The organism is Ideonella benzenivorans (assembly GCF_020387415.1).
GTDB lineage: Bacteria > Pseudomonadota > Gammaproteobacteria > Burkholderiales > Burkholderiaceae_C > Ideonella > Ideonella benzenivorans.
This window is the reverse complement of sequence record NZ_JAGWCB010000018.1, coordinates 293,737-314,305: the sequence shown is the minus strand read 5'-3', so window position 1 is coordinate 314,305 and position 20,569 is coordinate 293,737. Positions and strand designations below refer to the sequence as shown.

The 20,569-nt window shown below is 70.2% G+C and carries 23 protein-coding genes; 16 read left to right on the top strand and 7 right to left on the bottom strand.

Annotated elements, in window-relative coordinates; genetic code table 11:
• Positions 1-3: 3 nt before the first annotated feature.
• Entirely contained in the window at positions 4-954 is a 951-nt protein-coding gene (locus KGA65_RS17850) for a LysR family transcriptional regulator (RefSeq protein ID WP_225864471.1), read from the top strand.
• A 124-nt stretch (positions 955-1,078) separates the two neighbouring features.
• Here KGA65_RS17850 and KGA65_RS17845 read toward each other — a convergent pair whose 3' ends face one another.
• Positions 1,079-1,621 (bottom strand): GNAT family N-acetyltransferase, encoded by a 543-nt coding sequence (locus tag KGA65_RS17845; protein WP_225864470.1) that lies wholly within the window; start codon positions 1,619-1,621, stop codon positions 1,079-1,081.
• Positions 1,622-1,845: 224 nt separating this feature from the next.
• Between KGA65_RS17845 and KGA65_RS17840 the strand changes: the two genes are divergently transcribed.
• The 4 genes from KGA65_RS17840 to KGA65_RS17825 are packed head-to-tail and all read left to right on the top strand — an operon-like array spanning position 1,846 to position 6,861.
• Positions 1,846-3,366, top strand: a complete 1,521-nt coding sequence (locus KGA65_RS17840) for a thioredoxin family protein (RefSeq protein ID WP_225864469.1) — start codon at positions 1,846-1,848, stop codon at positions 3,364-3,366.
• Between the two features lie 32 nt (positions 3,367-3,398).
• Positions 3,399-4,913, top strand: coding sequence for an alpha/beta fold hydrolase (locus tag KGA65_RS17835; protein WP_225864468.1), 1,515 nt, complete (start codon positions 3,399-3,401; stop codon positions 4,911-4,913).
• On the top strand, positions 4,910-5,701 hold the full coding sequence (locus KGA65_RS17830) for an ABC transporter ATP-binding protein (protein WP_225864467.1): 792 nt from the start codon (positions 4,910-4,912) through the stop codon (positions 5,699-5,701). Before KGA65_RS17835 ends, KGA65_RS17830 begins: the two co-directional genes overlap by 4 nt.
• Positions 5,698-6,861, top strand: a complete 1,164-nt coding sequence (locus KGA65_RS17825; protein WP_225864466.1) for an ABC transporter permease — start codon at positions 5,698-5,700, stop codon at positions 6,859-6,861. Before KGA65_RS17830 ends, KGA65_RS17825 begins: the two co-directional genes overlap by 4 nt.
• An 18-nt stretch (positions 6,862-6,879) precedes the next feature.
• Here the strand turns inward: KGA65_RS17825 and KGA65_RS17820 are convergent, their stop codons facing one another.
• Positions 6,880-7,170: a DUF4902 domain-containing protein gene (locus tag KGA65_RS17820; protein WP_225864465.1), complete on the bottom strand. Its 291-nt coding sequence runs from the start codon at positions 7,168-7,170 to the stop codon at positions 6,880-6,882.
• 220 nt (positions 7,171-7,390) lie between these two features.
• On the opposite strand from KGA65_RS17820, the gene KGA65_RS17815 reads away from it, so the two are divergent.
• The 4 genes from KGA65_RS17815 to KGA65_RS17800 all read left to right on the top strand — a co-directional run bounded on the left by KGA65_RS17815 (position 7,391) and on the right by KGA65_RS17800 (position 12,053).
• Entirely contained in the window at positions 7,391-8,119 is a 729-nt protein-coding gene (locus KGA65_RS17815) for an autoinducer binding domain-containing protein (RefSeq protein WP_225864464.1), read from the top strand.
• A gap of 116 nt (positions 8,120-8,235) precedes the next feature.
• Entirely contained in the window at positions 8,236-8,394 is a 159-nt protein-coding gene (locus KGA65_RS17810) for a hypothetical protein (protein ID WP_225864463.1), read from the top strand.
• A 202-nt stretch (positions 8,395-8,596) separates the two neighbouring features.
• The gene (locus KGA65_RS17805; RefSeq protein ID WP_225864462.1) at positions 8,597-9,892 is read left to right on the top strand and encodes an HlyD family secretion protein; all 1,296 of its coding nucleotides are present in this window, start codon (positions 8,597-8,599) and stop codon (positions 9,890-9,892) included.
• Positions 9,893-9,902: 10 nt separating this feature from the next.
• Positions 9,903-12,053, top strand: a complete 2,151-nt coding sequence (locus tag KGA65_RS17800; RefSeq protein ID WP_225864461.1) for a peptidase domain-containing ABC transporter — start codon at positions 9,903-9,905, stop codon at positions 12,051-12,053.
• Between the two features lie 11 nt (positions 12,054-12,064).
• On the opposite strand, the gene KGA65_RS17795 is transcribed toward KGA65_RS17800, so the two are convergent.
• Positions 12,065-12,256 (bottom strand): YgaP family membrane protein, encoded by a 192-nt coding sequence (locus KGA65_RS17795; protein WP_225864460.1) that lies wholly within the window; start codon positions 12,254-12,256, stop codon positions 12,065-12,067.
• Positions 12,257-12,343: 87 nt separating this feature from the next.
• A complete protein-coding gene (locus tag KGA65_RS17790; protein ID WP_225864459.1) occupies positions 12,344-13,057 on the bottom strand; it encodes a Crp/Fnr family transcriptional regulator in 714 nt (237 codons plus the stop codon).
• A 129-nt stretch (positions 13,058-13,186) separates the two neighbouring features.
• Between KGA65_RS17790 and KGA65_RS17785 the strand changes: the two genes are divergently transcribed.
• Positions 13,187-13,423: a DUF2061 domain-containing protein gene (locus KGA65_RS17785; RefSeq protein WP_225864458.1), complete on the top strand. Its 237-nt coding sequence runs from the start codon at positions 13,187-13,189 to the stop codon at positions 13,421-13,423.
• 219 nt (positions 13,424-13,642) lie between these two features.
• Positions 13,643-15,331, top strand: a complete 1,689-nt coding sequence (locus KGA65_RS17775) for a recombinase family protein (protein ID WP_225864457.1) — start codon at positions 13,643-13,645, stop codon at positions 15,329-15,331.
• 50 nt (positions 15,332-15,381) lie between these two features.
• Here the strand turns inward: KGA65_RS17775 and KGA65_RS17770 are convergent, their stop codons facing one another.
• Positions 15,382-16,278: an ArdC family protein gene (locus tag KGA65_RS17770; RefSeq protein ID WP_225864456.1), complete on the bottom strand. Its 897-nt coding sequence runs from the start codon at positions 16,276-16,278 to the stop codon at positions 15,382-15,384.
• Positions 16,279-16,813: 535 nt separating this feature from the next.
• Between KGA65_RS17770 and KGA65_RS17765 the strand changes: the two genes are divergently transcribed.
• Genes KGA65_RS17765 through KGA65_RS17755 form a run of 3 tightly spaced genes read left to right on the top strand, consistent with a single transcriptional unit; the run spans position 16,814 to position 18,171 of the window.
• Entirely contained in the window at positions 16,814-16,966 is a 153-nt protein-coding gene (locus KGA65_RS17765; RefSeq protein WP_014427844.1) for a hypothetical protein, read from the top strand.
• Between the two features lie 37 nt (positions 16,967-17,003).
• Complete coding sequence (locus tag KGA65_RS17760) at positions 17,004-17,312, top strand: helix-turn-helix transcriptional regulator (protein ID WP_225864455.1); 309 nt, start codon at positions 17,004-17,006, stop codon at positions 17,310-17,312.
• Positions 17,290-18,171 (top strand): reverse transcriptase family protein, encoded by an 882-nt coding sequence (locus KGA65_RS17755; RefSeq protein WP_225864454.1) that lies wholly within the window; start codon positions 17,290-17,292, stop codon positions 18,169-18,171. Before KGA65_RS17760 ends, KGA65_RS17755 begins: the two co-directional genes overlap by 23 nt.
• A gap of 183 nt (positions 18,172-18,354) precedes the next feature.
• Here KGA65_RS17755 and KGA65_RS17750 read toward each other — a convergent pair whose 3' ends face one another.
• A complete protein-coding gene (locus tag KGA65_RS17750) occupies positions 18,355-19,248 on the bottom strand; it encodes a hypothetical protein (protein WP_225864453.1) in 894 nt (297 codons plus the stop codon).
• A gap of 170 nt (positions 19,249-19,418) precedes the next feature.
• On the opposite strand from KGA65_RS17750, the gene KGA65_RS17745 reads away from it, so the two are divergent.
• Together KGA65_RS17745 and KGA65_RS17740 are read left to right on the top strand one after the other, a co-directional pair.
• On the top strand, positions 19,419-19,610 hold the full coding sequence (locus KGA65_RS17745; protein WP_014427840.1) for a helix-turn-helix transcriptional regulator: 192 nt from the start codon (positions 19,419-19,421) through the stop codon (positions 19,608-19,610).
• On the top strand, positions 19,607-20,104 hold the full coding sequence (locus KGA65_RS17740) for a helix-turn-helix domain-containing protein (protein ID WP_225864452.1): 498 nt from the start codon (positions 19,607-19,609) through the stop codon (positions 20,102-20,104). Before KGA65_RS17745 ends, KGA65_RS17740 begins: the two co-directional genes overlap by 4 nt.
• Here KGA65_RS17740 and KGA65_RS17735 read toward each other — a convergent pair.
• Positions 20,038-20,487, bottom strand: a complete 450-nt coding sequence (locus tag KGA65_RS17735) for a hypothetical protein (RefSeq protein ID WP_225864451.1) — start codon at positions 20,485-20,487, stop codon at positions 20,038-20,040. The genes KGA65_RS17740 and KGA65_RS17735 overlap by 67 nt on opposite strands.
• Positions 20,488-20,569 lie beyond the last annotated feature (82 nt).

Below are 20,569 nucleotides of genomic sequence, written 5' to 3'. Positions count from 1 at the left end.
CCGATGAACAGTGCGCATCCCCCGTCCTGGCTGGACCCGACCGATCTGTTGCTCTTCGCCCAGGTGGCCGAGGCGGGCAGCTTCACGCTGGCCGCCAGCCAGCTGGGCTGGCCCAAGTCCACGCTGTCGCGCCGCATCTCGGCCCTGGAGGAGCGGCTGGGTGAGCGCCTGATGCGCCGCACCACCCGGCGCCTGACGCTGACCGAGTTCGGGGCCGCGGTGCTGGAACATGCCCGCGAGGTGGTCGCGCAGACGGATGCCACGCTGGCGCTGTCCGAGCACCGCCAGGCCCAGCCCAGCGGCCTGCTGCGGGTGTCGATGCCGGCCGACCTGGCGGTGGGCGTGCTGGCGCCGGCGCTGGCCGCCTTCGCCCAGGCCCATCCCCGGGTGACGCTGGAGCTGGACCTGTCGCCGCGGCGGGTCGACCTGGTGGCCGAGAACTACGACCTGGCCCTGCGCGGCGGTGCCTTGCCCGATGACGCGACGCTCAGCGCCCGCCGCGTCGCGACCTTCGAGGGCGGCCTCTACGCCGCACCCGACTGGGTCGCCGACCATGCGCGGGATTGGCACCACCCCGCGCAGCTGCGGGAGCCGGCGGCCGATGGCGGCACCCCCCATGGGCTGGCGCTGGCCGCGCCGGGCCGGCCGGCCCGCCCGTGGGCGCTGTCGCGCCACGGGGCGGATGGCGGGCAGGAGGTCTGGACCGGGCTGCCACTGCACAGCACCCAGGCCAATCTGCCGGCCCTGCTGCTGGAGATGGCCGCGGCCGGCCTGGGCGTGACCGCGGCGGCGGACCGGCTGGCCCAGCCGCGGGTGGCGGCCGGCCGGCTGGTGCGGTTGCTGCCGGAGTGGCGGCTGCCGCCGGAGCCGTTCTGGGCGGTGTTCCCGGGCCGGCGCCTGATGCCGGCCAAAACCCGGGCCTTCGTGGACATGCTGGGCGAGGCGCTGGCGTAGCATTTCGCGCCGGTCCGCCGATCTGCGGCCGCTGACGGCTGGCGCCGCGGTGCCCCTTCGTGCTGCTGCTGGTGTTGTGGATGGACCTGGCGCGGGCCGATGCCGAGCGCTCCGAGGACGCGTCTCAGTCGCCCTTGGCGGGGCTCTGCGTCGGTGCCTGCCAGCACCAGGTGGCCGTGGGCTGGCCGTCGGCATCGGGCCGGGTGTGCTGCCAGCGCATGCCCGCGTGGGCCAGCACCCGGGCCGAGGCCAGGTTGTCAGGCATCACGGTGGCCCAGATCTCATGCAACCCGGCGTGGCGGGCACCCCAATCCAGCATGGCCGGCACCAGCTCCTGGGCGTAGCCCCGGCCCCAGCAGGCCGGCCGCAGCGCGTAAATGACCTCCACCGGCCGGCGCGGCTCGCCTGGCGGGTGGATCAGGCCGCAGCCGCCGACGAAGTCGCCGTGCGCGCGCTCGAACACCGCGCAATAGCCATAACCCTGGTGGGCATAGTTGTGCATCGACACCCGCACCCAGGCCAGGCACATCTCGGCGGTCAGCGGGGTGCCATCGCCCAGCCAGCGCGCCACCGCCGGGTCGCCATGCAATTCGGCCAGCAGGGGTTCGTCGCCGGGGGCCAGTTCACGCACCCGCAGGCGCTCGGTCTGGAAGAGGGTCTTCGTCACGGTGGGGGGGAGGGTGGGCAGGCCGCCCGCATGATCGCGCAAAATCGGGCGCTTTCCCCCTTGGACCGCCCGACAGACCGGGCCGGCCGGGCGAGCCGGGCCACAAGCCCCGGGCGATGCCCGTTGCCGTTGACATGGAGTGCGTCGTGCCGAACCGGCCTTTGAATCCCTCTCGCCTTCTTGTTCCGTCGCGCCCGCGGTGGCGCGGCCTGCTCGCGGCCGGCTTGCTGGGCGCTGCGCTGGTCACGCCGGACTGGGCGGCTCCGTCGCCGGCGGCCACCGGTGGCGTGGCCTGGCTGGACGCCGCCGCCCAGGCCGACATCGACCGGGCCTTTGCCCAGGGCCAGGCGCAGCACAAGCCGGTGCTGGTGTACTGGGGGGCCAGCTGGTGCCCGCCGTGCAACCAGCTCAAGGCCACGCTGTTCAACCGGCAGGACTTCATCGAGCGCTCGCGCAGCGTCGTGGCGGTGCACATCGACGGTGACGCCCCGGGGGCGCAGAAGCTGGGCGCGCACTTCAAGGTGCGCGGCTACCCGACGCTGATCCTGTTCAGCCCAAAGGGCCAGGAGATCACCCGTCTGCCGGGTGAGGCCGAGGCCGCACAGGTGATGAACCTGCTGCAGATGGGCCTGGCCGGTGGCCGTCCCATCCAGGCGGTGCTGGCCGAGGCACGTGCCGGCAAGGCCCTCAGCGCCAACGACTGGCGCATGCTCGCCTTCTATTCCTGGGACACCGACGAGGCCCAGCTGGTGCCGGCCCCGCGCCGGGGCGCGCTGCTGGGCCAGCTGGCGGCGGCCTGTCCACCCGCCGCGGCCGATGCGGCCACCCGCCTGCTGCTGAAGGCCCTGGCCGAGACGGCCCCGGGCCAGCCGGTGCCCGGGGGCACGGCCACCGCGCCGCGGGTGCGCCAGCTGCTGGCCGACCCGGCTGCCAGCCGGGCGCAGATGGATGTGCTGGTGAACGCGGCGCCCGACATCGTGCGCGCCTTGGCGCCGCAGGCCGGCCCGGCCCGGACCGCGCTGGTGCAGGCCACCGACGCAGCGCTGACCCGGCTGCAGGCCGATGCCACGCTGTCGCGCAGCGACCGGCTCTCGGCCCTGATGGCCCGGGTGGACCTGGCCCGGCTGGACCAGCCCCAGGACACCGTGCACCCCCAGCTGCCCAAGGCGCTGACGCAGGAGGTCCGGGCCCTGGCCGCCCGCATGGACCGCGAGATCACCGACGGCTATGAGCGCCAGGCGGTGATCACCGGCGCGGCCCACGCGCTGGGCCAGGCCGGCTTGTGGCAGGACAGCAATGCGCTGCTCCAGGCCAACCTGGCCAAGAGCCATGCCCCGTACTACCTGATGAGCCAGCTGGGGAGCAACGCCCGCCGCCTGGGCGACAGCGCCGGCGCCTTGCGCTGGTACGGCCAGGCCTGGGCCCGCAGCCAGGGGCCGGCCACCCGCCTGCAGTGGGGCGCCAACTACGTGGGCGCGCTGGTGGAGCTGGCCCCGCAGGACGAGGCCACGATCGAGAAGGTGGCGGGTCAGGTGTTCGCCGAGGCCGGCGCGCAGAACGGCGCCTTCTACGAACGCAGCGCCCGTGCCTTGCAAAAGGTGGGCGGGCAGTTGGTGACGTGGAACGCCCAGGGGCGCCACGCGGCGGCCCTGGGCCGTTTGCGGGCCCAGCTGTCACCGGTGTGTGCCCGCCAGCCCGCGGCCGATGGCCAGAAGGCCACCTGCGACGGCCTGCTCAAGGGCTGAGGGTGCGGGGCGGAGCGCTGAGAACCCCCCGCATGCGGCGCATGTGGGCTGGGCTGTGCATGGGGGGGCTGATGGCGGTGGGGGGCCTGGCGCGTGCCGCCACCCCGGCCGACGCGGCGCCCGTGTTGACGCTGTCGACCTGCCGGCTCAAGGGGGTGGAGGTGGATGCCCGGTGCGGCGTGCTGCGCCGCCCGCTGGACCCGACCCGGCCGCAGGGCGCGCAGATCGACCTGCAGGTGGCGGTGCTGCCAGCCGTGGCGCGCCGACGCCAGCCCGACCCGGTGGTGTTCCTGGCCGGCGGGCCGGGGCAGAGCGCCATCGAGCTGGCCGGGCCGATCGCGCAGATGATGGCCCGCACGCTGAACCGGCGCGATGTGATCCTGGTCGATCAGCGCGGCACCGGCCGCAGCGCGCCGCTGCGCTGTGACGACGATGCGCCCGACCGGTCCCTGGCCGAGGCGGCCGACCCCACCGCACAGGTGCAGGCACTGCAACGCTGCCGCGCCAGGCTGGAAAAACGGCCCGATGGCGACCTGCGCCAGTTCACGACCGTCATCGCGATGCAGGACCTGGACGCCGTGCGCCAGGCCCTGGGCGTGCGCCGCTGGAACCTGGTGGGCGCCTCGTATGGCACGCGGGCGGCGCTGGAGTACCTGCGCCAGTTCCCGGGCCAGGTGCGGCGCGTGGTGCTCGATGGTGTGGCGCCGCCGGACATGGTGCTGCCGCTGAGCTTCGCCCGCGGGGCTCAGGCGGCGCTGGACAGCCTGTTCGACGACTGCGCCCGCGACCCGGCCTGCCGGGCCATGTACCCGGACCTGCGCGGACAGTGGCGTGCGCTGCTGGCCAGCCTGCCGCGCCGGATCACCGTGGCCCATCCGTTCACCGGTCGGCCGGAGACCTTCACCCTGACCCGCGACGGGGTGGCCAGCTTGGTGCTGGCGCCACTGTATGCGCCGATCACCGCGTCGGCGCTGCCGCTGGCGGTGCAGCAGGCCACACAAGGCCGCTTCGAGGCCCTGGTGGGCCTGGGGGCGGGTGCCCTGGGCGGCGGCCGCGGCCTGGGGCTGGCCACCGGCATGCATTTCTCGGTGGTCTGCGCGGAGGACGTGCCGCGCATGGCCACGGCGGCCGCGGCGCCGCCGACCGATTTCGGCGATGCCCAGGCGCGGCTGTACCGCGCCGTCTGCCAGGGCTGGCCGCGGGGCACGGTGCCGGCGGCGTTCTACCGGGTGCCCCCTTCGACGGTGCCGGCGCTGCTGCTGTCCGGCGCGGTGGACCCGGCCACGCCGCCGGCCCAGGCCGAGCGGGTGGCCCGGGCCCTGGGTCCGCAGGCCCTGTCGGTGGTGGTGCCGCACACCGGCCACGGCGTGATGGCCCTGGGCTGTCTGCGCGATGTGGTGTTCCGCTTCCTGGACGAAGCCGAGGACGCCCGGGCCCTGGCCCAGGCGCGCCGCGATTCGGCCTGTGCCGCCGCCCTGCCGCGGCCACCGGCCCTGTGGCCGCTGTCGCCCGCCTCGGCAGCGGTGCTGGAAGGGGGCGCGCGATGATCCAGGTCGAGGCCCTGAGCAAGTCCTTCCAGACCGGCACCGGCCGGCAGCGCCGCACGGTGCCGGCGCTGCAGTCGGTGAGCTGGCAGGCCGCCGATGGCGCCATCACCGGCCTGCTGGGTCCCAATGGCGCCGGCAAGACCACCACGCTGCGCATCGTGGCGGCCTTGCTGCCACCCGAGGCCGGCCAGGTGCGGGTGGACGGGCTGGACGTGGCGCGCACGCCGCGTGCCGCCCTGGCCCGGCTGGGCGTGCTGTCGGATGCGCGCGGCCTGTACCCGCGCCTGACCGCGCGCGAGAACATCGTCTACTACGGCCGGCTGCAGGGGCTGCCCCTGGCCGAGGCCGCCGCCCGGGCCGAGCAGCTGGCGCGGGTGCTGGACCTGGGCCCGCTGCTGGACCGCCGGACCGAAGGCTTCAGCCAGGGCGAGCGCATGAAGACCGCGCTGGCCCGGGCCCTGGTGCACAACCCGCCCAACATCATCCTGGACGAGCCCACCAATGGCCTGGACGTGCTGGCCACGCGCAGCCTGCGCGAGGCCCTGCGCCGCCTGCGCGACGACGAGGGCAAGTGCATCGTGTTCTCGACCCACATCATGCAGGAGGTGGAGCGGCTGTGCGACCAGGTGGTGGTGATCGCGCACGGGTGCACGGTGGCCCAGGGCACGGTGGCCGAGCTGCTGCTGCGCACCGGTCAGACCGACTTCGAGGAGGCCTTCGTGGACCTGGCCTTCAGTGCGCAGGAGCGCGCCGCGGCCCATACGGCGAACGGGGAGGCCCGGCCATGAGGGCGGCCTGGACCGTGTTCCGCAAGGAATGGGTGGATGCGCTGCGCGACCGGCGCACGCTGCTGACGGTGCTGCTGAGCGCGGTGGCCATGGGGCCGCTGGTGCTGCTGCTGATTTCCACCCTGGTGGGCCGCATCGAGCAGCAGGCCGAGGCGCGCGTGGTGGTGGTGCAGGGCATCGACCAGGCGCCCACGCTGCGCAACTACCTGGCGCGCCAGACCTACACCGTGCGTGCCGCGCCGGCCGACTATGCGCAGCAGCTGGTGCAGAGCCGGCTGGGGGACCCGGTGGTGGTGGTGCCGCCGAACTTCGAGACCGCGCTGCGCCAGGGCGAGGTGCCCACGGTCGAGGTGGTCAGTGCCTCGAACAACCCGCGCGCCGACAGCGGTCAGCAACGCATCCTGGCGCTGCTGCAGGGCTTCAACCGCGAGCAGGGGGCGCTGCGGCTGCTGGTGCGCGGCGTCTCGCCGGCGGTGCTGCAGGCGATGGACGTGCAGCCGCGCGATCTGGGCAGTCCCGCGGCTCGGGCCCTGCGGCTGACCGGCATGCTGCCCTTCTTCGTGCTGATGGCGGTGCTCTATGGCGCGCTCAACGCGGCGCTGGACACCACGGCCGGCGAGCGTGAGCGGGGCTCGCTGGAGCCGCTGCTGATGACGCCGACCGGCCGCGGCGCGCTGGTGCTGGGCAAATGGGGCGCGGTGGCGGCGGTGGCGATGCTGATCGCCTTGCTGTCGAGCTTCAGCTTCCTGCCGGGCCAGTGGCTGCTGCGCAGCGAGACCCTGGCGGCCAATTTCCAGTACGGCTGGCCCGAGGCGCTGGCCTTTCTGGCGGTGCTGCTGCCGCTGGCGGGCAGCCTGTCGGCCCTGCTGATGGCGATTGCGATCCGCTGCAAGACCTTCAAGGAGGCCCAGGCCAGTGCCAGCGTGCTGCTGCTGGGGGTCTCGCTGCTGCCGATGATGAGCATGGTCAACCAGGACGGCGAGCGGCCCTGGCACCTGTGGGTGCCGGCCCTGGCGCAGAGCACGCTGATGAACCGTGTGCTGCGCGGGGAGCCGCTGGGCTGGGCCGACCTGGGGGTGTCGCTGCTGGTCAGCGTGGTCTTGACGCTGGTATGCCTGGTCTATGTCGCGCGCCAGCTGGCCCGGGTGGTGGCGCGGTGAGGGGGGGGCGGCGCCAGCTCAGGCCTGGCGCAGAGTGCGCCAGACCTCGTCCTGCCAGGGCAGCTGGCGGATCAGGCCATTGAGGTGCAGCGCGGCCTCGTTGCTGGTCATCACCGCGCCCTCGTCACTGACCAGACGCAGGTTGGTCAGCACGCCCATCGGGTCGGCCATGGCCACCACACCCTCGTGGATCTCGACCCAGTCCCACAACAGTCCGGCTTCGGGATGGGGGGTGGATTCGCACCACAAGGTCTGCCCACACAGCGGTTCGCGTGGATTTCCTCGCATCACACGGGTTCCCACATGCATGAACCGCGATGCATGCGGCTGGTTTGCCTGCCAAAATACCGTGGGCCACAAATACAAGGACCAGGGGGGTGGCATGGCGCTGCGCGGACGCAGGGGTGCGGGAGCATTCTGAAGCGAGGGCATGGCGGTAGTCTGGAATGGACAGCGTGCAAGAGCTAGATGTAAGACCTGTCAGGGCCGCCTTACGGCGTTGTGACACCGCCGCGCGGGAGTTGTCGCCGTGAGCGCGGGCCTGCTGCATGGCAGTTTCTTGTCGGTCATGCAGGCCGACACTGAAGCGGCCTTCCGCCAGGAGGTCATTCGCTTCGCGAACGACCTCGGCTTTGACTACGTGTCGGCGATGACGGTGGTCGACCAGTCGCTGGCGCATTCCGAGTTCTACACGGTGGATAACACGCCCAGGGCCTACAAGGACGGTTTCCAGAACAGCCAAATATGGCGCCAAGACCCCGTGATGCAGCACTGCAAGCGCGGCACCGTGCCCATCCTGTGGGACCAGGCCACCTATGTCCGCAATGGGGTGGAATCGCTCTGGGAGGAACAGGCCGCGTTCGGCTACCGCACCGGGGTGGCGCTGGCCATGCACCTGCCGCAGGGCCGGCACTTCATGCTGGGTGTGGACCGGGATCAGGCCCTGCCGGCCGATGCGACGGCCCTGACCCGCATCGTGGCCGACCTGCAGCTGTTCGCGGTGCATGCCCAGGACGCCGCCCTGCGCCTCTTTGTGCCGCCCGACGTGATGGCCCTGGAACGACCCAAGCTGACGCCCCGCGAGTTGGAGGCGCTGCGCTGGACCATGGAGGGCAAGACCGCCTGGGAGGTGGGCACCATCCTGGGCATCAGCGAGCGGACCGCGGTACTGCATCTGCAGAACGCGATGCACAAGCTCGAGTCCACCAACAAGCACCAGGCGGTGCTGAAAGCCCTGCGGCTCGGCTTGATCCACTGATCGGAGGACGTCGCTCGGGCAGGTTCCCCCCTGTAAGAGTTGACAGTGTCGCCAGAAGGGGGGACTTGGTTCAATGACTCCATGCGCTGAACGCGCCCAGCCAACCGGAGTCCACCATGAAGCAAGTCCTGAAGACCCTCGTCCGCCACACCCTGGGCGCGCTGCGTGCCAAGCCCGTCCAAGCTGCCGCGCTGCAGCCCTTGTCGCAGGCTCAGCTGCGTGCCGTGGTCGGCGGTCTGACCGACACCACCGACTCGCCGCGCGGCGGCTGGTAATCCACTGAATCACTGACGCTGTCATCCGGGATCGGTTCTGGGGAGGGCCATCCCACTGAAATCACCATCAGGGAAGCAAGTCCAGAACAGGACGTGTTGGGACCCTTTGACGGCGGCCACGGGAAACCGGGCCGCCGTCTTTTTTTGGGCGCGCGGACTCGCCCTATGATGTGGCCGCCATGCTGTTGTTGCGCCGTCCTCCGTGTGTCGTTCTGCCGTGCCGGGTGAGGTGCGGGTGAGCCTGTTTCGGCCGGAGGCCTTGCGGCATCGCCAGGGGGAGTGGCTGGGCAGCATCCAGCTGACGCGGCCCGTGGCGCTGCGCTGGATCACGCTGGGGCTGGTGGCGGCCTTGCTGGCGCTGGGCGCCTTCCTGGTCTGGGGGCAGGCCAGCCGGCGGGTGGTCGTCAGCGGTGTGCTGGTGCCGGCCGGCGGCTTGGTGCGCATCGTGCCACCGCAGGTGGCCCGGGTGCAGCGCCTGGCCGTGCAGGAGGGGCAGACGGTCCAGGCCGGTCAGCTGCTGATGACCTTGGCAGTGGGCGATCCCCGGCTGGCCACCGTGCCGCAGGGCCAGCTGCAGCAGACTTTCGAGGCCCGTCTGCTGAGCCTGGAGGCCACCGCGCAGCAGGCGCGCCGGGTGGCCGACACCCAGCAGCAGTCGCTGGCCTCCCGCATCGAGGCGGCCCAGCGGGAGCTGGCCCAGCTCGATCGGCAGGTGAGCTTCCACCAGCAGCGCTTGGCGTTGGCCGAACAGGCCCAGGCGCGGCTGGAGTCGCTGGCCGGGCAGCAGTTCGTCTCGACCGCGCAGGTGCAGGCCAAGCAGGAAGAGGTGATGGGGCTGCGCGCCGATGCCGCCTCGCTGCAGCGCCAGCGCGCTGCCCTGGCGCGCGATCTGGTCAGCCTGCAGGCCGAGGCCCGCGAGCTGCCGCTGCAGACCGCGCAGCAGCTGGAGGCGCTGGCCCGCCAGCGCGACGAGATCCGTGAGCTGTCGACCCGTGCCGATCCGGCGGCGGCCGACCGCATCCTGCCGGTGACGGCCCCAATGTCCGGCACCATCACCGCGGTCTATGCCGGTGCGGGCCAGGCCGTCAGCGACGAGTTCGCGATGGCCAGCCTGTGGCCGGCCGGGGTGCCGCTGCAGGCGCATCTGTATGCGCCGTCCAGCGCGCTGGGCTTTGTGCGGCCCGGCCAGACGGTGCGCCTGCGCCTGCAGGCCTTTCCCTATCAGAAGTACGGCTGGCTGCAGGGCACGGTGAGCCAGGTGGCCCGCGCCCCGGCCCAGGCCACCGAGCTGGCCACGCTGCCGTTGCCGGCGCAGACCGGCACGCCGCAGCCGCTCTACCGCATCGTCGTCACCCTGGCGGCGCAGACCATGTCGGCCGGCGCCCAGGCCCAGCCCCTGCAGCCGGGCATGCAGTTGGAGGCGGATGTGCTGCTGGAGCAGCGGCGGCTGATCGAATGGGTGTTTGCGCCGCTGCTGGGCTGGCGCCAGCGTTGGTGATGGGACCACGATGACGAGCGAGACCCCTGAGGACCCTGGGACCGTGGCCCGCGGCTTGTTGCGCACCGGCTGGGGCCGGCGGCGCGTGCCGCTGGTGCTGCAGACCGAGGCGGCCGAGTGCGGCCTGGCCTGTCTGGCCATGGTGGCCGGCGCCCACGGGCTGGACACCGACCTGCCCACGCTGCGCACGCGCTTCCAGATTTCGCTCAAGGGCGCCACCGCGGCCGATGTCTGCGAGATGGGCGCGGCGCTGGGGCTGGCGCCACGGGCGCTGCGGGCCGAGCCCGAGCAGCTGGGCCAGCTGGCGCTGCCCGCGGTGCTGCACTGGGACCTGAACCATTTCGTGGTGCTGGCCGGGCTGCGGCGCGGCGTGGCCACCGTGCTGGACCCGGCGCGCGGCGTGCGCCACCTGACGCTGGCCGAGCTGTCACCGCACTTCAGCGGGGTGGCGCTGGAGTTCAGCCCCACCGCCGCCTTCGTGCCGCGGCGCGAGCGCCAGCCGGTGCGGCTGCGCGAGCTGATGGGCCGGGTGGTGGGGCTCAAGCGGGCGCTGGGGCAGGTGCTGCTGCTGGCCTTGGCGCTGGAGCTGCTGGTGCTGGGCTCGCCGTTCTTCCTGCAATGGGTGGTGGACAGCGCGCTGCCCACCGGCGACCGGGACCTGCTGCTCACACTGGGGGTGGGCTTTGGCGGCCTGGTGCTGCTGCAGGCGGTGGCGGCCGCGGCGCGCTCCTGGGCGGTGCTGCACCTGTCCTCCACCCTGAAGCTGCAGTGGCTGGGCCAGGTCTTCGCCCATTTGCTGCGGCTGCCGCTGGAGTGGTTCGAGCGCCGCCACACCGGCGATGTGTGGTCCCGGTTTGCTGCGGTGCAGCAAATTCAGGATGCGCTGTCGATGCAGTTCTCCGAGGCGGTGATCGACGGCCTGCTGGTGCTGTTGACGCTGGGGCTGATGGTGCTCTACAGCCCGATGCTGACCGGCGTGGCGGTGGGCGCGGTGGCGCTCTATGGCCTGCTGCGCTGGGCGCTGTTCCGGCCGATGAGGGAGGCCTCCGAGGAGGCGCTGGTGCACGAGGCCCGCAAGTCCAGCCATTTTCTGGAGTCGCTGCGCGGCGTGGGGGCGATCAAGCTGTTCAATGCCCAGGGCCGGCGCCAGTCGCGCTTTCTGAACCTGGTGGTGGAGGCGATGAACGCCAGCCTGGTGGTGCGCCGCCACGAGCTGGTGCTGTCGGTGGGGCAGCGGCTGATCTTCGGCCTGGAGCGGGTGGCGGTGATCTGGCTGGGCGCCTTGGCGGTGATGGACCAGCAGATCAGCACCGGCATGCTGTTCGCCTTCCTGGCCTACCAGGAGCAGTTCGCGACCCGCTTTGGCGCCCTGATCGACAAGGCCGGCGAGTTGCAGCTGCTGCGCCTGCAGGGCGAGCGCCTAGCCGACATCGTGCGCACCCCGCCGGAAGAAGAGGGCGGGGCGCCGCTGCCGCCCAGTACCGTGCTGGCCGGCCGCCTGACGGTGCACGGCCTGGGCTTCCGTTACGCGGACGTGGAGGCCGATGTGCTGCAGGACATTGGTTTCGAGGTGGCGCCGGGCGAGTCCGTGGCCATCACCGGCCCGTCGGGCTGCGGCAAGACCACGCTGCTCAAGCTGCTGCTGGGCATCTACAGCCCGCAGGCGGGCGAGATCCGCATTGACGGCCTGCCGCTCAGCCGGCTGGGCCGGGCCCGCTGGCGCAGCCTGATTGGCACGGTGATGCAGGACGAGCCGCTGTTCGCCGGCTCGATCGCCGACAACATTGCCTTCTTCGCCCCCGACCCGGACCGGGCCTGGGTGGAGGACTGTGCCCGTCAGGCGGCGGTGGACGACGAGATCCGCGCCATGCCCATGGGCTACGACACGTTGGTGGGCGACATGGGCACCAGCCTGTCGGGGGGCCAGCGCCAGCGCATCCTGCTGGCCCGGGCCTTGTACAAGCGCCCGCGCATCCTGCTGCTGGACGAAGCCACCAGCGCGCTGGACGTGGACCGTGAGCGCAAGGTCAACCAAGCGGTGCAGCAGTTGCAGCTGACCCGCATCATCGTGGCCCACCGGCCCGAGACCATCGCCAGTGCCCAGCGGGTGCTGGTGCTGCGGGACGGCCGTCTGGTCGAGGACCGTCCCGTCAGCGGCTGAGGCTCAGGCCCTCACTTCTTCAGCGGGCAGCTGGAGAAGCCCAGCATGGTGTAGAGCGGGCAGAAACCCAGCGCTCCGGTGGCCAACGGCACGACGCCGATCCAACCCCAGACCCCGATGGTGCCGGTCAAGGTGAGGGCGATCAGCACAAGGCCGACGACGATACGGGCGATGCGGTCGAAACCGCCGACATTGGCTTGCATGTGACTCTCCTGGTGTGATGACAGGCCCTGTACCGGGCCCCATGTGGCCATGGTGCGCGTGGGCACGGTGGCCGTCTGTGACCAGGGTCACACAGTCCGGCTGGGTTCTGGCAGCTGGCCGGCCGACAGTGCGCGCAGTGCCCCGGCATCCCGCAGCTCGATCCGCTCGCGTCCCAGGCGCAGCCAGCCGGCCCGCTCGAAGCGCTTGAGCAGGCGGGTGACGATCTCGCGCACGGTGCCCAGTTCGTCGGCCAGGGCCTGGTGGCTGGTGGCGATGACGGTGCCTCGGCCCAGCAGGGCGCCGGCCAGGCGCTGGTCCAGGCGTTGGAAGGCCACGGCCTCGACCAGCCCCATCAGGTCGGCCAAGCGGTCGGCGAACACGCCGAAGACGAACTGGCGAAAGCCGGCGTCCGCCACCCAGCGGTCGAAGCCGCGCGGCGTCAGCACCACCAGCTCCGTCGGTTCGGTGGTGCACCCCTGGGCCATCATCAGGCTGTGCCCGAACAGGCACGAGGTGGAGGCCACGCACAGCTCGCCCGGGCCGACCCGGTAGAGCTCCAGCGAGCGGCCATTCTGGGCCCCGCGGGCCACCCGCACTTCGCCATGGAGCACCATCGGAAAACCCTGGCAGGGCGTGCCTTCCTGGAACAGCGGGGCCTGGGCCGGCACGGTGATCGACTGGGCTTCGCCGGTCAGCACCTCGTCGCGCAGGACCACCGGCAGGGCGGCCACGGCCGGGTACTGGGCGCTCAGGCGGTCGATCAGGGCAGGGGACGGGACGGACGGCAGGGAGGCGGCCATGGCGGCAGTGTAACGAGGCGGCCGGCCCGGCGCAGGCTATCGCCGCGATGCAGGGAAGTGATCCCGGGGCCGGGCGAAGCGCTTCACAATGAGAACTGTTCTCAACACATCGGACCTTCAGGAGATGCCATGGCCAAAACCCTTTGCTTCGGTGCGATGCACGTGGGCATCGCCTTCGGCCTGGGCTACGGCTTCACCGGCAGCGTGGCCACCGCGGGGGCCATGACCGTGGTGGAGCCGCTGTGCAACATGGTGGCGCACCACTTCTTCGAGGGCTGGTGGGCGCGGCGCCAGGCCCGTCGATCCGTGCGGACTCAGGGGGCGGTGGCCTGCTCCAACGCGGTCAGCCAGACCATGGCCTGCTGACGGGTCTGGCCGCACATTTCGAGCGAGGGCGGCAGCGAGCTGCAGACCGCTGGACGGCGCGGATCGCCAAACAAGCGGCAGCGGTCTGCCTCGTCCAGCTGGGGGCAGCGCACCCCGGCCGGTTTCGCGGTCGCTACCTTAAGGGATGCCACGGAAGGCTGGGCGTTCATATAAACAGTGTCGCTTCACAGCTTCCCCATCTCTTTAGGAACCGAAGCTGTGAACAACCTCCCCCTTGTCACGACCAACGAGCTGACTTCGGCCACCGGCGTCCGACCGAAGGCTTACTCCTACGTTCGATTCTCGACCAAGCGTCAGGCCAAGGGCGACAGCCTGCAGCGGCAGCTTGATAAGAGCCGCCGGTACGCCGCCGAGCATGACCTCGACCTGCAGGAAGCCACTTTCGAGGACCTGGGCGTCTCGGCGTTCGACCGCAGCAACGTGACCCGCGGCGCCCTGGCCGCGTTCATCAAGACGGTCGAATCCGGTGCCATTGAGCCGGGCTCGTATCTGCTCGTCGAGAGTCTGGACCGGCTGTCGCGGTCTGATGTTCTGGACGCCATGAGCCTGCTGGGCAAGCTGGTGAAGCTGGGCATCCGGGTCGTGACGGTCATTGATGGCCGCGTCCTCGATGAGGACACCGTGAAGGAGCCGATGAACGTCATGTATGCCGTGCTGGTCTTCGTTCGCGCGAACGAGGAGTCGGAGACCAAGGCTGACCGGGTCAAGAAGGCCCACGACCGGAAACGTCGCAGCAAGTCGACCTTCGCTTTCGGCCAGGGTCCCGGCTGGCTGCGCCCCAATGAGGCCCGCAACGGCTGGGAGGCGGTTCCCGAGCTGGTCGAGAGCGTGCGCAAGGTCTTCGAGTACACCGCCAACGGCTACGGCGGCACGGCCATCGCTCGCATCGCAAACCGAGAGGGGTGGCCTGTGCCGGCGCGTGCCGCAGACTGGCACAAGACCTTGCCCGGCAAGTTGGTCGCCAATCGCCGCGTGCTGGGCGAGTTCGAGCCGCAAGTCAAGGCCGGCAAGCAGCGAGTGCCCACTGGCGAGGTGTGGCACAACTACTACCCAGCCGTGGTCAGCGAAGCCCTGTTCAACCAGGCGAACGCCGCAGTGGCCCGCCGTGTGGACCTGCCGAAGCGGCGGGACATCGGGTATCACAACATCTTCCAGGGAATGCTGCGCTGCGGCCACTGCGGCGGGACGCTGGCCCGCAAGTCCAAGAACGGGCCCAAGAACAGCGAGGGCTATGCCCTCTATGTGTGCGCCAATCGCGACCGCGGGGTCACGGCCTGCCCGAACTGGAACGCGGCCAAGCTGGAGAGTTCGCTCATTCGGCCATTGATGACCTACATCGCCGCGGACATCCAGGAGGGCGGTACCCGAGAGAAAGCCCGCCAAGAGCTTGGCGAGGAACGCGCTGCCCTGCTGCGCGAGCAGAAGGCCATTAACCACCTGCTGGCCACCTTGGAAACCATGGGCGGGTCCACCGCGATTGCCGGTCGGCTTCGCGCGCTTGAGGCATCGGTTGATGCGCGGACGGCGAAGGTCGCAAAGCTGTCCGCGTTGCTGGCCGACCCGGTTACCCACGTCTTTGAAGGTGACCTGGTTCCAGCTATCGAGCGCGCCCTTGCGGCGGTGCAAGACGTGACTTTGGCTTGGGTCGACGAGCGGGCTCGGCTCCATCAGGCACTGCTGCGCGTGGTCAAGGAGCTTCGGGTCTGGCCGGGCAGCCACGCCGCCGTCCGACTTCAGGGCGACGACGAGCATGTCGTGTTGATTCCATTTGCCGAGGCGCCGCCGCAACCTGCGTTCTTGGGGCCGGGTCTGCGCTTTTGGCAGGAGGAGTCGCCCGCCAACCAAGTGGAGGGCGAGCGAGTCGTGGAGGGGTGCGTTGCGGGCTGAGAGCCAAGTGAGCAGCCTGCCAAGGGGCGCCCGAAGGGCGCCCCTTTTGCTTAGGTGGCCTCTTGCTCCTGCCCCGGCTCGACGCAACACAGTAGGTCGGCCGCGCGCTGCGCCTGGGCTGCGGCGGTGAAGATGGCGCGCTTGTCGTGCTTCAGCACGGCCAGCCACTCGGCCAGGTACGCAGCATGGTCCTCACGCGGTTCCGGGCTGAGCTGGCTCCCGGCGCACACGAACGCGGCGCCGAGCTCGGCGACGAGCTCTTCCATCGCATAGGCCTGGTCGCCGAAACGCTGGCCGAACTGGCGCGCAAGGCGGTCCGGGTGGCCGGTCCAGTGCACGAGCTCATGTGCCAGGGTGCCGAAGTACGCGGCTGCGTCGCGGAAGCGCGAAGCCTCGGGCATCTGCACGAGGTCGGGCCCCGGTGCGTAGAACGCTCGGTCGCCGCCGTGGCGAACCGTCGCGCCTGACCTCGCCACGAGGGCCAGCGCGTCGGCGTCGGGCTGGACAGCCTCGGGCGCTTCGGGCGCGGCCAGCCCATCCACCTGCTCGGTATTGAAAACCGTGTAGCTGCGCAGGAAGGCCACCGAGCGCCGTGCAGGGGCTTCGCCTTCGGCCGCGTCGGTGCCCTCCTTGCTGGGGCTGAACTGACCGGCATAGACCACCATCGTACCGCGCTCGCCCTTGCGAACCTGCCCGCCCAGCGCCTCGGCCTGGCGATAGGTCAACCAGGTGCGCGACGTGAAGCCGCGCTCCATCGCTGCGCCCCACAGCAGCAGGACGTTCACGCCACGATAAGGCTCGCCGCCGTGCCGGCGGGGCAGCATGCCGCCGCTCGCGGCGCTACGGGACCACGGGCACGACCAGGGGCGGACGCCCTGGTCCAGGGCCTCGACAATTCGACGGGTGACCTCGGCGTAGAGGTCGCGCTGCTGCTTCTTGCCTTCCATGTCTTGTTCCTTTAGGGCTGGGGTGCGTGAGGCACCTGTGCCCGTCGGCGAGACCGGGGGTAGAAGTGCGCAACCGCCGCAGGACTGGAAGGGGCACACCCCGGCTGCACGGCAGGAAGCTGGGGATGCCAGGCCGGAGGGCACCCTGCGGCGTGCGGACGGTTGCGCGGCGCGAGGGGAGACCCCTTAGCGGGGTCATATCGGCATTTCGCTGACAGCGAAACATAACTTGCGCTGAGCGAAGTTCTTCGGCTACAATCCGCCCCGAGGCTGACAGAGATAACTGTCGACTGTTGGGGTGCTACAGCACCCTGTGGGGCCGAAAGGCTCTAACTACTCGCAAGCCCACGCCGCACGGTGCCGGTCCTCCGGTGCGCGGTACGGTTGGGGCCGGTGCGAGCCTGCCCGGGCGACCCCGGGCAGGCATCTGGAAGTGAAGGGGGTCAACTCGCCGCTTTGCTCTGTTCGGTTGCGGGCGACAGCCACGGCGCACACATCCCGTGTGCGTTGTTTGGTGCAGCCGAAAGGAATCGTCATGAGTGACGTTCTGAAGCCTCCTCAGCGGCGGGCGACGAAGAAGCAACGCAAGAAGTCCTGGTGGGTGCGTCCCGAGACGTTCCGCCTGGCCACCGCGGTGGTCCGGCTCGTCTCGATGGTCGCCAAGCTGATTGACTTCCTGCTTCGGTGATTCGTCACCCCTTTATTTCAAATTCGAGAGGCATGCCATGTTGAATCGCGCCCTGAAGCTGCTTCGGACCTACCACCAGTACACCCAAGTGGAGCTGGCCAGGCGCCTTGGGATTTCCAACTCGTACCTGAGCGAGCTGGAGAAAGGCGACAAGACGCCCGGGCTGGACCTGCTGGAGCGGTATTCCGAGGTCTTCAAGATGCCCGTGTCCTCCATCCTCTTGTTCTCGGAGTCCATCAATGAGGACCGAAAGCCTGGGGCGAAGCTGCGGGTGGCGGCGGCGGACAAGATACTGAGGCTGCTTGAGTGGCTTCAGGAACGCGATGCGGTCGAGCGCGCCGCGTAAGGCCTACGCGCTGAATCAGTCGCCGCTCTTCCGCTTGCGCGGCAAGGGGCGGTTTGAGGACGTCATCGGCGTCAAGTGGGAGTCGGTGACGGACCTTCTGGCTGCCGAATCCTTCCGGGTCTGGAAGGGGCCTAAGGACCGGGAAATCCAGGCGCCCATCCATTGGATGGCGGCAGTGCACAAGGTCATCGCCGACCTGCTCGCGCGCATTGAGGTCCCGGACTACGTGTTCTCGCAGAAGGGCCGTTCGTATGCGGATAACGCGCGGCAGCACCTCGGTAACCACCCGGTCATCAAGACCGACATCAACAAGTTCTATCCGAGCGTGACCCGGGCCATGGTGTTCCGGATGTTCGTGCGCGACTTCGAGTGCGCCGCCGATGTCGCGGACCGGCTGGCCGACATTTGCTGCTACAGGCAACTGCATCTGCCCACCGGAAGTCCGCTGAGTGGCCGGGTGGCATTCTTCGCCGCAAGGGGGCTGTTCGAGGACATCGCCAAGCTCGCAGCTGCTTCAGACTGCAAGCTGACCATATACGTCGACGACATCGCGCTCTCAGGTCCAAACGCGACAAAGCGCCTACTGGGTGAAGTACGCATGCTCATTGCTCGCCATGGCTTGAAGTCCAAGGGCAAGAAGTCGGCCACTTTCGCTGCAGGCGCGCCGAAGAGCGTCACCGGCGCGGTCATCGTCGGTGATGAACTGCGGCTGCCGAACGAGCGACATCGGAAGCTGCACGAGACCCGTTCGGCGTACGCCGCCGCCGATGGCGATGAGCGAGCAAAGCTCGGCCGTCAACTGCGCGGACGCCAACAAGAGGCTGCGCAGATTCTTCGACCCGTCACGCGGGCGACCTGACTGGGCAGCAGTAGGAAACAAGAGAGGCGCCCGAAGGCGCCTCTCTCCCCTTGCGGGGCCGTACAGTGCATTTTCCGGACGGGGCCGAGGCCACGAACGGGCGCGCGGGAACGCGCCGAATCAGCTTGTCCCGATTGCCTGCGGGTCATCGTCTGAGGGTCTACCTAGGGTAGCTCCCAGGTTTTAAACGGCGCGCTGCCTCAGGTCGTGTAACGTCGTCACACTGGAACCGACCCACACCAGCGGGTCGCGCAACTCGACCGCGACAAGCTTGACCCGGCGTTCCAGCGTTACGCGTTCCTGTAGGAGGCGATGCCCCCACAGCGAAGTGGCGGCCAGCAGGATGCGGCGGGCATGGTTCAGCTCGCGGTCGTAGACGAAGACCAAGCCCCCGAGCCGGTAGGCGCCGGCCTGGTCGAGCGGCTGGCCGACGAGTTCTGCCCACCGCAGGCAGGCCGCGAGCTGGGGCAGCGCCTTGCGGGCGGCCTCGACCTCGCACACCTCCACCGTCGCCGGCCCGTCGGCCCGGCGCTGCCAGACGGCACCGTCGGGCATTTTGCGCAGCATCTTCACCATCCGGTCCACCGGGAACGGCGCCTTGCGCCGCAGCAGCAGGTACTCCCCGGCGGTCTGGAAGCCCTCGACTTGGCGCTCGATGAGGTAACGCGTGGCCAGCGTTCGGTGGAAGAAGGTGCTGCCCGACACGCTGGACAGGTCCAGCGTGTGCTGCGCCTCGATGCCGCGGGCCTCCAGCCAGGTGGCACCGACGCGGGTCAGGCACAGGCTGCGCGAGCCGAGCGCGTCACGCCGTTCCAGCAGCAGGCCCTCGCCAATCAGCCGGCTGGCAACGCGCCGACAGACCTGCTCGGCGTACCGCGCCTTGGGCCAGACGGCGCGGGCCAGCTCGGCGACGCGGACGTGCCCGTGATGGGCGACGACACGCATGCACTTCAGCTCGTTGGCGCGGGCCTGCTCGCGCCCGCTGCGGCTGCTGGTCTGCCGAGGTGCACGTGATGCTGACGCGGCAGCGGGCGCGGCGCCCAGCACGCCCTGCAAGTCGGAGGTCGAGACTTTCATGGTGGCTTTCGGTGGTAGGTCCACTGTCTAGCCACCGTCTCGCCGGCTAACGCCGTCCCGAGTGCCTGCGCGTCATTGCGCGAAGGCTAAAACGGGGGGCTTCACTCCATCGAGCCGGCAGTTTCGCCTCGCTTCGCCCGACGGGCGCACCCGTCACCTGGAGCATCTCGATGGACAAGTTCATCCCCAAGTCCGCGCTGGTCGAAGCCCTCGGCGTTTCGACCCGCACCCTGGAAAACTGGATTGCGCAGCGCGCGTTCCCCGCCCCGCGCCACTTGGCCGGTAGCCGGCTGTCGTTCTTCGACGTGGCCGAGGTTGAAGCCTGGCTGGAACGCGAGCTCACCGAAGGGGGCCAGGCATGAAGCGCCCCCGCAACCGCATCGCCAGCACCGAGAACGACCGCTGGTTCGAGCGCTACGGCAAGGGCGGGTACTTCTGCCTGCCGCGGGCGATGCTGTTCAACGTGGTCGACTGCATCGACAACGCGGCCATGTATGTGTACCTCGCTCTCGCCTCCTGCCACTACGAGGGCAACACGACCTACGCCGGGCCGCACATCGCCAAGCTCACGGGCAAGGACGAGCGGGCTGTCCGTGGCCATCTGGCTGACCTGGAAACGCTGGGCCTCATCCGCCGAGAGCCGCTTGGCCAGGGCTTCAAAGTGCTGTTCCTGTGCCCCGACCGCCAGCGCATCAAGGACGGTGCAGCCGAAATCACGTCACGCAAGCTGGCGCGGCAGCAGCGCCGCGCGCTGGCTCAGAAGGAAGCGCCATCAGCGACGGATGGCGGTCACCAACGCGAGTTGCTGAAGCCGCCGCCGAACGAACCGCCGCTGGAGAAGCCGCCAGCGTCGTGACGGTGGTCGGAGAAGCCATAGGCATTCCCGTTCACGTCCACATGGGCGTTGGCCATGGGCGTACCGTCGACGTTGACCGCCGGCCCCCGGCGGTTATCGCTGCCGTGCCGCCGGCGGTGACCATCGTCGTCGTCGAAGCTGTGGCCTGGTTGGGCGGACCAGCCGAGGCGCTCGCTCAGGCTGCCGGGCCCGCGGAGGCGCTTCACCGCACGCGCGAAGCCCCAAAGGACGCCCGCCACGACAAGGACGAAGCCCAAGCGGATAGCCAGCACGTCCACGCGCAGGCCCAACAGCTTGTCACTCGGCAAGAAGAACAGTCCGACGAAGAACAGCAAGCCGCCCGAGAAGGAGAGCACCTGCCAGGTGAAGTAGCGCTGGGACATGAGAGTTTCTGACTGTTGGGCCGATGCCTTCCGTCACGCAGGTATCGGCCCGACGGGCAGGAACTTGAGCCCGGCACCGGGC

Coding starts and splice junctions, on each gene's coding strand:
- KGA65_RS17745 (WP_014427840.1), top strand. CDS start 19,419: ATGGACAAGTTCATCCCCAAGTCCGCGCTGGTCGAAGCCCTCGGCGTT.
- KGA65_RS17760 (WP_225864455.1), top strand. CDS start 17,004: ATGTTGAATCGCGCCCTGAAGCTGCTTCGGACCTACCACCAGTACACC.
- KGA65_RS17750 (WP_225864453.1), bottom strand. CDS start 19,248: ATGAAAGTCTCGACCTCCGACTTGCAGGGCGTGCTGGGCGCCGCGCCC.
- KGA65_RS17810 (WP_225864463.1), top strand. CDS start 8,236: ATGAAGCAAGTCCTGAAGACCCTCGTCCGCCACACCCTGGGCGCGCTG.
- KGA65_RS17770 (WP_225864456.1), bottom strand. CDS start 16,278: ATGGAAGGCAAGAAGCAGCAGCGCGACCTCTACGCCGAGGTCACCCGT.
- KGA65_RS17765 (WP_014427844.1), top strand. CDS start 16,814: ATGAGTGACGTTCTGAAGCCTCCTCAGCGGCGGGCGACGAAGAAGCAA.
- KGA65_RS17830 (WP_225864467.1), top strand. CDS start 4,910: ATGATCCAGGTCGAGGCCCTGAGCAAGTCCTTCCAGACCGGCACCGGC.
- KGA65_RS17755 (WP_225864454.1), top strand. CDS start 17,290: ATGCGGTCGAGCGCGCCGCGTAAGGCCTACGCGCTGAATCAGTCGCCG.
- KGA65_RS17795 (WP_225864460.1), bottom strand. CDS start 12,256: ATGCAAGCCAATGTCGGCGGTTTCGACCGCATCGCCCGTATCGTCGTC.
- KGA65_RS17835 (WP_225864468.1), top strand. CDS start 3,399: ATGCGGCGCATGTGGGCTGGGCTGTGCATGGGGGGGCTGATGGCGGTG.
- KGA65_RS17735 (WP_225864451.1), bottom strand. CDS start 20,487: ATGTCCCAGCGCTACTTCACCTGGCAGGTGCTCTCCTTCTCGGGCGGC.
- KGA65_RS17790 (WP_225864459.1), bottom strand. CDS start 13,057: ATGGCCGCCTCCCTGCCGTCCGTCCCGTCCCCTGCCCTGATCGACCGC.
- KGA65_RS17825 (WP_225864466.1), top strand. CDS start 5,698: ATGAGGGCGGCCTGGACCGTGTTCCGCAAGGAATGGGTGGATGCGCTG.
- KGA65_RS17800 (WP_225864461.1), top strand. CDS start 9,903: ATGACGAGCGAGACCCCTGAGGACCCTGGGACCGTGGCCCGCGGCTTG.
- KGA65_RS17740 (WP_225864452.1), top strand. CDS start 19,607: ATGAAGCGCCCCCGCAACCGCATCGCCAGCACCGAGAACGACCGCTGG.
- KGA65_RS17820 (WP_225864465.1), bottom strand. CDS start 7,170: ATGCATGTGGGAACCCGTGTGATGCGAGGAAATCCACGCGAACCGCTG.
- KGA65_RS17785 (WP_225864458.1), top strand. CDS start 13,187: ATGGCCAAAACCCTTTGCTTCGGTGCGATGCACGTGGGCATCGCCTTC.
- KGA65_RS17850 (WP_225864471.1), top strand. CDS start 4: ATGAACAGTGCGCATCCCCCGTCCTGGCTGGACCCGACCGATCTGTTG.